Source organism: Acinetobacter sp. Ac_5812 (genome assembly GCF_013072695.1).
In the GTDB taxonomy this organism is placed as follows: domain Bacteria; phylum Pseudomonadota; class Gammaproteobacteria; order Pseudomonadales; family Moraxellaceae; genus Acinetobacter.
Map to the genome: position 1 here is coordinate 336,899 of NZ_LXUK01000005.1, position 12,649 is coordinate 349,547.

Annotated in this window: 7 protein-coding genes and 1 pseudogene; 6 read left to right on the forward strand and 2 right to left on the reverse strand. The window is 40.7% G+C overall.

The window, feature by feature from the left end; all coding sequences use genetic code 11:
- Positions 1-148 precede the first annotated feature (148 nt).
- From A7P55_RS05015 to sucD, 5 genes are all read left to right on the forward strand, one after another.
- Positions 149-2,989, forward strand: a complete 2,841-nt coding sequence (locus A7P55_RS05015; RefSeq protein ID WP_216077969.1) for a 2-oxoglutarate dehydrogenase E1 component — start codon at positions 149-151, stop codon at positions 2,987-2,989.
- Positions 2,989-4,182: a 2-oxoglutarate dehydrogenase complex dihydrolipoyllysine-residue succinyltransferase gene (gene odhB, locus A7P55_RS05020; RefSeq protein WP_171551315.1), complete on the forward strand. Its 1,194-nt coding sequence runs from the start codon at positions 2,989-2,991 to the stop codon at positions 4,180-4,182. The genes A7P55_RS05015 and odhB overlap by 1 nt, the downstream gene beginning before the upstream one ends.
- Before the next feature lie 59 nt (positions 4,183-4,241).
- The gene (gene lpdA, locus A7P55_RS05025; protein WP_004803172.1) at positions 4,242-5,675 is read left to right on the forward strand and encodes a dihydrolipoyl dehydrogenase; all 1,434 of its coding nucleotides are present in this window, start codon (positions 4,242-4,244) and stop codon (positions 5,673-5,675) included.
- A 137-nt stretch (positions 5,676-5,812) separates the two neighbouring features.
- Complete coding sequence (gene sucC, locus A7P55_RS05030; protein ID WP_003655470.1) at positions 5,813-6,979, forward strand: ADP-forming succinate--CoA ligase subunit beta; 1,167 nt, start codon at positions 5,813-5,815, stop codon at positions 6,977-6,979.
- 12 nt (positions 6,980-6,991) lie between these two features.
- On the forward strand, positions 6,992-7,882 hold the full coding sequence (gene sucD / locus A7P55_RS05035) for a succinate--CoA ligase subunit alpha (protein WP_003655479.1): 891 nt from the start codon (positions 6,992-6,994) through the stop codon (positions 7,880-7,882).
- A gap of 96 nt (positions 7,883-7,978) precedes the next feature.
- Here sucD and A7P55_RS05040 read toward each other — a convergent pair whose 3' ends face one another.
- Entirely contained in the window at positions 7,979-9,619 is a 1,641-nt protein-coding gene (locus A7P55_RS05040) for an alkaline phosphatase D family protein (RefSeq protein ID WP_171551316.1), read from the reverse strand.
- Between the two features lie 202 nt (positions 9,620-9,821).
- Positions 9,822-11,138 (reverse strand): annotated as a pseudogene (locus A7P55_RS05045) (flotillin domain-containing protein); the annotation flags it as partial.
- Between the two features lie 103 nt (positions 11,139-11,241).
- On the opposite strand from A7P55_RS05045, the gene A7P55_RS05050 reads away from it, so the two are divergent.
- Entirely contained in the window at positions 11,242-12,642 is a 1,401-nt protein-coding gene (locus A7P55_RS05050; protein WP_171551317.1) for a site-specific integrase, read from the forward strand.
- Positions 12,643-12,649: the final 7 nt, after the last annotated feature.

Below are 12,649 nucleotides of genomic sequence, written 5' to 3' on the forward strand. Positions count from 1 at the left end.
AGGGAATACTCCTGATGTGTAGTAATAATGTCTCAAGGTTGGATGATCTTGAGTAGTAGTGTCGTGTTTACCAATTTGACACTATGAATCATGGGTATGCTTAAAAGGCAGCCTGTATTATTTTTTGCAATAGGAAATGGGTCCAAAAATGCAAGAAGTTGCTGACGCATTGCGTCTTGACACTGAACTTTCCGCTGATAGTGCAGCGTATATTGAAGAGCTATACGAGCAGTACCTAACTTCTCCAACCTCAGTGTCAGAGGATTGGCGTGAATATTTCGATAAATTCCCTAAAGGTGATCAACCACACGGCAGTGTGCGCGAGCAATTCCTCCTTTTGGGACGTAATGCCAGCCGAGTTCAACCTGTCGTACAAAGCACTGTAAGTACAGAACATGAGCGTCGTCAAATTGGTGTATTACAACTCATCGCTGCTTACCGTAACCGTGGTCATCAAAAAGCTAAACTCGATCCATTAGGTCTTGCGAAACGCGAAGACGTTCCTGACCTCGATTTATCTGCTCACGGTTTAACCAAATCAGATCTCGATACTGTATTTAATACAGGCAACCTCGCAATTGGAAAAGCAGAAGCAACATTGTCTGAAATGGTTGAGGCAATGGAAGCGACTTACTGTAGTTCAGTTGGCGTGGAATATATGCATATCGTTGACACCAAAGAAAAGCGTTGGATTCAACAACGTTTGGAAAGTGTTCGCGGTAAATTTAACTATACTAGTGATCAGAAGAAAGGCTTCCTTGAGCGTTTAACCGCTGCAGAAGGCTTAGAAAAGTATCTCGGTAATAAATTCGTTGGTGCGAAACGTTTTGGTGTGGAAGGCGGTGAGTCTTTTATTCCTATGATGAACGAAATCATCCAGCGTGCAGGTAGTGTTGGTTGTAAAGAAGTTGTGATTGGTATGCCACACCGTGGCCGTCTCAACCTTCTTGTTAATATTATGGGTAAAAACCCAGCTGACCTTTTTGGTGAGTTTGAAGGTAAGAGCCTGCATAAGAAAGGTTCTGGTGATGTTAAGTATCACCAAGGTTTTTCTTCAAACGTAATGACACCAGGTGGCGAAGTTCACTTGGCATTAGCGTTTAACCCATCACACTTAGAAATCGTTGGACCTGTTGTTGAAGGTTCGGTTCGTGCACGTCAAGTTCGTCGTAAAGATATTGGCGGTGATGACGTTCTACCAGTGATTGTACATGGTGATGCTGCATTTGCGGGTCAAGGTGTAAACCAAGAAACCTTCCAAATGTCACAAACACGTGGTTATACAGTGGGCGGTACAGTCCATATCGTGATTAACAACCAAGTTGGTTTCACGACATCTGATCCACGTGATACGCGTTCTACAGAATACTGTACTGACGTTGCAAAAATGATCCAATCACCGATTTTCCATGTCAATGGTGATGATCCTGAAGCTGTGATTTTCGTAACTCAGCTTGCTCATGATTTCCGTCATACTTTCCGTAAAGATGTCATTTTAGACTTGTTCTGCTACCGTCGTCGCGGTCATAACGAGGCAGATGAACCGTCTGCAACTCAGCCATTGATGTATCAAGTGATCAACAAGAAAGCGACTACGCGTACCTTGTATGCTGATCAATTGGTTCAAGAGAAAGTACTCGATCGCGCAAGCGCAGATGCAATGGTTGAAGGTTACCGTTCTGATTTGGAAGCGGGTAACCATGTTGCCAATGCTTTAGTTCGTGAACCAAACAAAAAAATGTTTGTCGATTGGACACCATATTTGGGTCATGAATATACAGACCTTTGGGACACAACATTCAGCATCGATCGTTTGAAAGAACTTGGTTTAACAATGAATACATTACCAGAAGGTTTTGTATTACAGCGTCAAGTTCAAAAAGTCATTGATGATCGCGTGAAAATGCAAACAGGTGAAATGCCACTCAACTGGGGTGCTGCAGAAACCTTAGCGTATGCGACTTTACTTGATGATGGTTTCTTGGTTCGTATTACGGGTGAAGACGTGGGTCGTGGTACATTCTCACACCGTCACGCCAAATTACATAACCAGGTCGATGGTTCTGTTTATATCCCACTTTGCCATATCAAAGAAAATCAGCCACGTACTGCGGTTTATGACTCTTTACTGTCAGAAGAAGCAGTGCTTGCATTTGAATACGGCTATTCAACGACATTGCCAAAAAGCTTGATCGTTTGGGAAGCTCAATTTGGTGACTTCGCTAACTGTGCACAAGTTGTAATTGACCAGTTTATCGCTTCGGGTGAAACCAAGTGGGAGCGTGTTTGTGGTCTAACCATGTTGTTACCACACGGTTATGAAGGTCAAGGTCCAGAGCATTCATCTGCACGTTTAGAGCGTTTCTTACAGCTATGTGCTGAAGACAACATGCAAGTGATGACACCTACGACACCTGCACAGATTTTCCATGCATTACGTCGTCAGGCAGTTCGTCCGATTCGTAAGCCAATGATCGTGATGTCACCAAAATCGTTATTGCGTCATAAACTTGCAACTTCAACTTTAGATGAATTAGCAAACGGTTCATTCCAAACTGTGATCGATGAAATTGATCAAATCAACAAAGCTGACGTAACTCGCTTAGTGCTTTGTGGTGGTAAGGTTTATTACGATTTACTCGAAAAACGTCGTGAGCTTGGTCTAAACCATGTTGCGATTGTGCGTATCGAGCAATTATATCCATACCCAGAACAACGCTTGGCTGAAGTTATGGCTGAGTATCCAAACATTCAAGAACTTGTTTGGGCACAAGAAGAGCCGAAGAACCAAGGCGCTTGGTTATTCATCGTTCCTCGTTTGTATGAAGACGTTCTTAAATCTGGTAAACAAATCCGTATTAGCTATGCTGGTCGTGAAGCATCTGCCGCACCTGCTTGTGGCTCGCCATACTTGCATGCAAAACAACAAGCTCAGCTTATCAATGACGCACTTGCGATTGAAGTTGAACAATCAGGAGATTCTAAATAATGGCAACCGAAATTAAAGCACCGGTATTTCCAGAGTCAGTTGCTGACGGTACGATCGCAACTTGGCACAAGAAAGTAGGTGAACCTGTATCACGTGATGAAGTGATCTGTGACATTGAAACCGATAAAGTTGTTTTAGAAGTGGTTGCTCCAGCTGATGGTAGCTTAGTTGCAATCATTAAAGGTGAAGGCGATACAGTTCTTTCTGACGAAGTGATTGCTCAATTCGAAGCTGGTGCTGTTGCTGCAGCTGCTCCTGAAGCTGCTGCTCCAGCCGCGGCGGCTCCTGCTGCATCTGCGCCTGCGGCTGCATCAACTCAAGCGGTTGATTCAAACCAAGCGCCTGCGGTTCGTAAAGCATTATCTGAAACTGGTATCAATGCTGCTGACGTACAAGGTACAGGCCGTGGTGGTCGCATCACTAAAGAAGATGTTGCTAGCCATCAAGCTAAACCTGCTGCATCAGTTCAGCCATTAAGCGTTGCTGTAGGCGAGCGTATCGAGAAACGTGTTCCGATGACACGTTTACGTAAACGTGTTGCTGAGCGTTTATTGGCGGCTACACAACAAACTGCAATGTTAACAACGTTCAACGAAGTTAACATGAAGCCAATCATGGAAATGCGTAAGCAATATAAAGATGCTTTCGAAAAACGTCATGGTGCGCGTTTAGGCTTTATGTCTTTCTTTGTTAAAGCAGCGACTGAAGCATTAAAACGCTACCCAGCAGTGAACGGTTCTATTGATGGTGATGATATTGTTTATCACGGTTTCTATGACATCGGTGTTGCTGTATCGAGTGAGCGTGGCTTAGTTGTACCAGTCCTTCGTGATACTGACCGTATGAACTATGCAGAAGTGGAAAACGGTATCCGTGATTACGCTTTCAAAGCACGTGACGGTAAATTAGGTATCGAAGACATGACTGGCGGGACATTCACGATTACCAATGGTGGTACTTTCGGTTCATTATTATCTACGCCAATTTTGAATACGCCGCAAACAGCGATCTTGGGTATGCATAAAATCCAAGAACGTCCTATGGCGGTAAATGGTCAAGTTGAAATCTTGCCAATGATGTACTTAGCGCTTTCTTATGACCACCGTTTAATCGATGGTAAAGAAGCTGTAGGTTTCTTGGTAACAATCAAAGAATTGTTAGAAGAACCAGCTAAACTCATTCTTGATCTTTAATACTACAAATATTGCCTCCCATATAAAGTGATCCTTTATATGGGATTTTGGAGATAAAAATGTCTCAACAGTTTGATCTTGTTGTCATTGGCGGTGGACCTGGTGGTTATGAAGCGGCGATTCGTGCAGCTCAACTTGGTTTTAAAGTCGCTTGTATCGAAAAACGTATCCACAACGGTAAACCATCTTTAGGTGGTACCTGTTTAAACGTTGGTTGTATCCCTTCTAAAGCATTGCTTGACTCTTCTCACCGTTACGAAGCAACTGTTCATGAGCTTGCTGAACACGGTATCACCACGGGTGAAGTTAAATTTGATTTAGACACTTTGTTGGCGCGTAAAGACAAAGTTGTTGATCAATTGACGGGTGGTGTTGCTCAATTACTAAAAGGTAATGGTATCGAGTGGTTACAAGGTACTGGTAAATTACTTGCAGGTAAAAAAGTAGAATTCACACCGTTTGAAGGTGAAGTACAGGTTTTAGAACCAAAGTACGTGATTCTTGCGACGGGTTCTGTACCTGTAAATATTCCAGTCGCACCTGTTGATGAAGACTTAATTGTTGATTCGACTGGCGCATTGAAATTCTCAGAAGTTCCTAAGCGTCTTGGTGTAATTGGTGCTGGTGTTATCGGTCTAGAACTTGGCTCTGTATGGCGTCGTCTTGGTTCAGAAGTTGTTGTGTTTGAAGCATTAGATGCATTCTTACCAATGGCAGACAAAGCATTGGCGAAGGAATATCAAAAAATCTTGAAGAAACAAGGTTTGGATATCCGTATTGGCGCGAAAGTATCTGGCGCTGAAACCAATGGTCAAGAAGTAACGGTTAAATATAACCAAGCTGGCGAAGACAAAGAACAAGTTTTTGACAAGCTGATCGTTTGTGTAGGCCGTAAAGCATATGCAGAAGGTTTATTGGCTGAAGATTCAGGCATTAAGTTGACTGAACGTGGTTTGGTTGATGTAAATGACCAATGTCAAACATCTGTAGAAGGTGTTTACGCGATTGGTGACTTGGTACGCGGTCCAATGCTTGCACATAAAGCAATGGAAGAGGGCGTAATGGCTGTAGAGCGTATTCACGGTCACGCAGCTCAAGTGAACTATGACACGATCATTAGCGTTATTTACACACACCCAGAAGCAGCTTGGGTCGGTTTAACTGAAGAACAAGCCGCTGAAAAAGGTCACGAAGTTAAAGCAGGTCAATTCCCATTTGCGGTGAATGGTCGTGCGTTGGCTGCTGGTGATACTGCAGGTTTTGTGAAATTCGTTGCTGATGCGAAAACAGATCGTCTTTTAGGTATGCACGTTGTGGGTCCTAATGCATCTGATATCGTACACCAAGGTATGATCGCGCTTGAATTTGTTTCTTCTGTTGAAGATTTACAATTGATGACTTTCGGTCACCCGACTTTCTCTGAAGTTGTACATGAAGCAGCGCTTTCTGTTGACGGTCGTGCAATCCACGCGATTCAACGTAAGCGTAAATAAATATAAAGTGTGGTTCGCCACACTTTTTTTGAATGATGATGGTTGTCTTATTTAGACAATCATTGATTCAATATGTAGCAGTCTGATTTTAAGAAGATCAAGGCTGTATCACTACAAACAACATAGTAGGTAACTAAATGAACTTACATGAGTATCAAGCTAAAGCGTTATTGAAAGAATATGGCATGCCAGTACAAGAAGGTATCTTGGCAACAAATGCAGACGAAGCAGTTGCTGCATTTGAACAGCTTGGTGGTAAATTCGCTGTAATGAAAGCGCAAGTTCATGCTGGTGGTCGTGGTAAGGCTGGTGGCGTTAAAGTTGCAAAATCTAAAGAAGATGTTATCGAATTTGCAAACAATATCATTGGTACTCGTCTTGTAACGTATCAAACAGATGCAAACGGTCAACCAGTTAACAGCATTATCGTTGCTGAAGACGTTTACCCAGTTGAGCGTGAGCTTTACTTGGGCGCGGTTGTAGACCGTTCTAGCCGTCGTATTACTTTCATGGCTTCTACAGAAGGTGGTGTAGAAATCGAGAAAGTTGCAGAAGAAACGCCTGAAAAAATTATCAAAGTTGAAGTTGATCCATTAGTTGGTTTACAACCATTCCAAGCGCGTGAAGTTGCGTTTGCTTTAGGTTTGAAAGACAAGCAAATCAGCCAATTTGTAAAAATTATGGCTGCTGCTTACCAAGCATTTGTTGAAAATGACTTTGCATTATTCGAAATTAACCCACTTTCAGTTCGTGAAAATGGCGATATTTTATGTGTAGATGCGAAAGTAGGTATCGATTCTAACGCGCTTTACCGTTTACCTAAAGTTGCTGCTTTACGTGACAAGTCTCAAGAGAATGAGCGTGAATTGAAAGCATCTGAATTTGATCTTAACTATGTTGCTTTAGAAGGTAACATCGGTTGTATGGTGAACGGTGCTGGTCTTGCAATGGCAACCATGGACATCATCAAACTTTATGGTGGCCAGCCTGCAAACTTCCTTGACGTTGGTGGCGGTGCTACGAAAGAGCGCGTAATCGAAGCGTTCAAAATCATCCTTGCTGATACGTCTGTACAAGGTGTTTTAATTAACATCTTCGGTGGTATCGTACGTTGTGACATGATTGCTGAAGCAATTATTGCAGCGGTTCAAGAAGTAAATGTAACTGTACCAGTTGTTGTTCGTTTAGAAGGTAACAACGCTGAGTTAGGTGCTAAATTACTTGATGAATCAGGTTTGAAATTAATTTCTGCGAACGGTTTATCTGATGCCGCAGAAAAAGTTGTAGCTGCAGTTAAAGCGTAAGGAGTATCAATCATGAGCGTATTAATTAATAAAGACACTAAAGTATTGGTACAAGGTTTTACTGGTAAAAACGGTACTTTCCACTCTGCACAAGCTTTAGACTACGGTACAAAAGTTGTTGGTGGTGTTACTCCAGGTAAAGGTGGTACAACTCACCTTGACCTACCAGTATTCAACACAATGAAAGAAGCTGTACGTGAAACAAATGCAGATGCATCTGTTATCTATGTACCAGCTCCATTCGTTTTAGACTCAATCGTTGAAGCGGTTGATTCAGGTGTTGGCCTGATCGTTGTGATCACTGAAGGTGTTCCAACTATCGACATGCTTAAAGCTAAACGCTACTTAGAAACTAACGGTAACGGTACTCGTTTAGTTGGTCCTAACTGCCCAGGCGTGATCACTCCAGGTGAATGTAAGATCGGTATTATGCCTGGTCACATCCACCAACCAGGTCGTATTGGTATCATCTCACGTTCAGGTACATTGACTTATGAAGCTGTTGCTCAAACAACTAAGCTTGGTTTAGGTCAGTCTACTTGTATCGGTATCGGTGGTGACCCAATCCCAGGTATGAACCAGATTGAAGCACTTCAATTGTTCCAAGACGATCCAGATACTGATGCAATCATCATGATCGGTGAGATAGGTGGTACAGCGGAAGAAGAAGCTGCTGAATTCATCAAATCTAACGTGACTAAGCCTGTAGTCGGTTACATCGCTGGTGTAACTGCACCTAAAGGTAAACGTATGGGTCACGCTGGTGCGATCATTTCTGGTGGTCAAGGTACTGCTGAAGAGAAATTTGCTGCATTTGAACGTGCGGGAATGGCTTACACGCGTAGCCCAGCTGAGCTTGGTTCTACTATGTTGCAAGTTTTAAAAGAGAAAGGTTTAGCGTAATACGTTAGATTTTAATCTTTAAAAAACCCCAATGGAGACATTGGGGTTTTTTATAACCATGGCTTTGATCAGCTGATTAAGGTTTACGGTTATAAATTAACTCAGCTCTGCTGGTAGTTCAATATTGTATTGAGATATTCCATTTAAATCAAAAAACTCGACCTTAAAAGATTTGTTGTTAGGATCAATATTTACTTCACCAAAGAATTGATAACCATCCAAAGGCGATAGGTTGGCTTTGCCTTTAGGTGGTGTTTTTGCGAAGACGACTTGACCGCCAAAAGTTGCATCCATCTCATTTGGGCCAAATGTTCCTGCATTTAAAGGGCCTGCAACGAACTCCCAGAATGGCGAAAAATCTGTGAATTTCGCATGAGTATTATCATAATAATGTGCAGCACAATAATGTACATCTGCTGTTAACCATACAATATTTTTCACTGTTTTAATGCGGCTGAGTAAATCAGCAATTTCCAGCTCACGGCCGAGTGGTGCCCCATTGTTACCATTCGCGATAGCTTCCCAAGTTTTAGCAATGCCATCTGGCGCGCCAAAATTATCTTGTACATTTAAGCCAATTGGCATATCGGCAGCAATCACTTTCCATACGGCTTTTGACATCGACAATTCATTGACTAACCAGTTGACTTGTTCTGCCCCCATAAAAGCGGTGTCCGCACCCAGTGAGCTTTGTAAATTGGTGCTGTTTGCACCTCGATATGAGCGCATGTCTAGCACAAAGACATCTAGCAATGGACCATAACTGATTTTACGATAAATACGTTGTTCATCCTGTGCTTCAGTTGTCCAGCGCATAGGGGAGTATTCTAAAAATGCTTGTTTGCCACGCTTGAGCAATGTGTTGATATTTTTTTCGGTATATGCAGGATTGGCACTTAGATCTTTGCTGGCAGACCAATTATTGGTGATCTCATGATCATCCCATTGCCACATTTGTGGAACTTCAGCGGCAAATCTACGTAAGTTTTCATCCATAAAATTATAACGGTAACGCCCTCGAAACTCTTTGAGGCTTTCAGCAACCTTGCTGACTTCTTCCGTGACGATATTATTCCAAACCCGTAGTTCATCTGGTTTTAAAGATTGTTCTGGTTTTAAAGTAACAGATGGGGAAACAGGGCTATCAGCATAAATAGTGTCACCGCTATGAATAAAAAAATTGGGTTGACGTTGGCGCATTGTTTCCCAAATTTTCATTCCACCAATATCTGGATTAATTCCCCAACCTTGCCCAACAACATCACCACCCCAAACAAAACGAATGGATGTTTGAGCTGAGGGAGCTGTGCGAAAGCTACCTGTATAAGCATGGCTGATCACACCATTTTGAGTGGCATCTTCAAAGGTGACACGTAAAAATACATGTTGATTCTCTGGTAAGCCGGTGAGGTTAACGCGACCAGTAAAATCGCTGGCATTTGTGACGATTGCTCCAGAGACAATTTTAGGTTGTTTAAAACTATCGGTGAAATCATATTCCACCCTTAGTTTTGCTGCACGATCTGTTTGAGCCCAAATTGTAGCATTGCCATAATAAACATCACCGATTTGAATACCTGACGGGAATTTAGGCCTGACATGGTCGGGGATAATAATCGCAGGTGTTTTATTGTCACTCAGACCACACGCAGAGAGGGTTGGGAGTGATGCAATCCCAAGGGCAAGTTTTCCACTATTCAATAAAAAACGACGGCGACTTTGAATAAACTGCGACATATTGGCATCTCATTTATTTGGTGAGGTGGAGTTTTTGCAGTATGAGAAGCCTAAGTGAATGAATGATGACATGAAGATCATTTGAATTTTTGCATATGTGATAAGCTAATTCTGTTTATAAAAATGAAAAAAATCGGTTGTCATGCAACCGATTTTTGAAATAGCTTAAAGCTTTTTAGCAATAAAATTATTGATCTTATCTCTAGATTTCGTTTTTAGGTTTTAACCCTTGCGTTAAACCATTGATATCGCCACCTTGTAGGCCAAGTTCATTCATTAAACTATCAATGAGTGGCGCTTGTGAACGGTAACGTAGGGCACTATTCACCACTTGATCAGATAAAGAGGTTTGACCATTTTCAACTGTATCACTACCGACAGTACCACCACCCGCAAAGCTGCTTAAACCATTCACTTGTAAAATCTTGATGTCATCAATATTTTCCATTGGTTTAACACTTTCACGAATAATCTCTGGTAAATGCTTTAACAATGCCAAGCGCACTTGCATTTCTACCTGTTCAGCAGAAAGAGTATTGGCGGCTTCATTGACGGCACGAGCACCTTCCGCATCAACCTGATATTGTTTTTCCAACGCTTGAGCAAGTAGGATTTTTGCATCCGCCTCACCTTTGGCTTTTAAGCGAATCTTTTCAGCATCTGCTTCTGCTGCAATACGCACTGCTTCTGCTTCATCGGCAGCGGCTTTTTTACCAGCATCAGCAGCTACGGTAATCGCAATGGCTTCTTTCTCTGCCGTTTGTTTAGCTGCAACCAGCTCGACTGCTTTTTGACGCTCAGCACGTTGTGTTTCACGTACAGTCACAACTTCTTCCTCTGCTTTTACCGCTTCGGCACGGGCCTTGTCTGCTTGCGCTTTGGCTTCAGATTCGGCACGAGATTTTTCAGCAATCGCAATGGCACGATCTTGCTCAGCCAGTTCAATGGTTTTCTTCTGTTCAACTTGCGCTTTCTGAATGAGCTGCGCTTTTTGGATATTTTCATTTTCTACATCACGAGCAGAAGCAATTCGTTTTAGCTCCACTTCACGCTCAGCAGCAATTTGAGCTTCTTCAGCCTCACGTTTTTTACCTGCTTCTTGAGAGGCGATTTCTGCGGTTTGTTCGGCTTTACGAATCGAGATTTCACGCTCTTGTTGCAACTTTGCATATTCTTCTTCACGTGAAATTTCTAGACGTGCGCGCTCTGCTTCCAAGTTCTTGGCACGAATGGCAAGGTCCGCATCCTGTTCAATGTCATTACGCTTTTTACGACGGTCTTCAATGGTTTCAGTCAGTTTAGTTAAACCTTCCGCATCGAAGGCATTTTGTGGGTTAAAGAATTTAAAACTGGTTTGATCTAGCCCCGTTAAGGATACGGTTTCAAGTTCTAAGCCATTTTTGGATAAATCTTCTGAGACCACTTGTTGAACTTTTTGTACGAAATCGACACGCTTCTCATGTAGTTCTTCCATCGCCATTTCCGCAGCCACGGCACGGAGTGAATCGACAAATTTACCTACACTATACTAAATAATATGGAGTAAATATACTACACTAAAATATATGGAATGAAATACATAATTGGACTATATTGAATTCAACCTATCTTGAGTTAAGTGCATGGGAAGACACTCAGAATTAAATTCTTCAGCAAGAATTGTGAAGGTTAATAAGTTTTATAAGAATGTCCTTATAGAGCAAGATGACCTCACACTAAAAGAAAATATAAGTTTTAAAAAATATCATTATGAAAAAGATATGGATGTTTTCACATTCAACTTTCCAATGATTATTCAAAGCTCTGGTGAGGTCTGGGAAATAGCAACCGTATACCTTATGTATTGCTTAGAAGAGATAAGAGATTTGGATGGTGAAATTTTATATAATTTTGCTACTGACCTTCTTGATTATTTGAAATTCATTGAGGATAGAAAATCTCATTTTTTAGATTTACCTAAATTTAGATCAAATAGAATAACTACTAAATATGAAAGATATTTACGTGACCAAGTAGAAAATTTAGTCATTGGGCCTGATACAGCAAAAAGAAGAATTAATAAAGTGGTTGATTTTTATAAAACCTGTATTGAGCAGAACTTTTTAACAGCCAAAGATTTTGACTATGTACCTTATGAAGAAAGATTAATACGAGTTACGATTGTTACCACAGATGGTTATGAGAAAGAAATTGAAAAAAAAAGTCATGACCATGCAATAGTAGGTTCATCTCCGAAAAGAGATGAAAATCTTATATATGATGATGGTGCTTTACGGCCATTGAGTATGAGAGAGCAATTATTATATCTAGAATATTTAGAAAGATATGGTACTAGAGAATTACAATTAATGACTTATATAGCTTTATTTACAGGAGCGAGAATCCAAACTATATGTACATTAAGAGTAAAGCATTTAAAAAACTTACCTTTAATGGCGGATAAAAAAATATATAAATTAACTGTGGGTAAAGGTATGGGGGTAGATACTAAAAATGGGAAAATTCATCATTTAGAATTACCAATAAAGATAAAAAAATTAATTGATAATTATGTTGGATCTGAAGAATGGAAAGAAAGAGCAAAAAAATCTTTTTATGGTGAATGTGATAATAATTATATTTTTCTTACAAAAAAAGGTAATCCTTACTATACAAGCAAAAGAGAAAAATTGGATGTTAAATATCAAGTAGATAATGATAAATATTTAGGTAAATATATAATTTATAAAGGAAATTCTGTAAGAAAAAATTTAAGTGATGTACTTGAAAAGTTATGTAAGGACTATCATGATTACCAAGATTTTAGATTTCATGATTTAAGAGCAACATTTGGTATGAATCTTGTGAGAAAGTTAGAAGAGTTTGGATATAGCCCAAATGTAATTAAAAATAAAGTTAGAATAAAGATGGGGCACGATTCAGATAGTACTACTGATTTATATTTGAAGTATGAATTTAATAAAGAGGAAAGGCAGCGTGTACAAAGTAAATTAGAAAATGAACTATTTAAATATGTGGATTGAGGTTGAT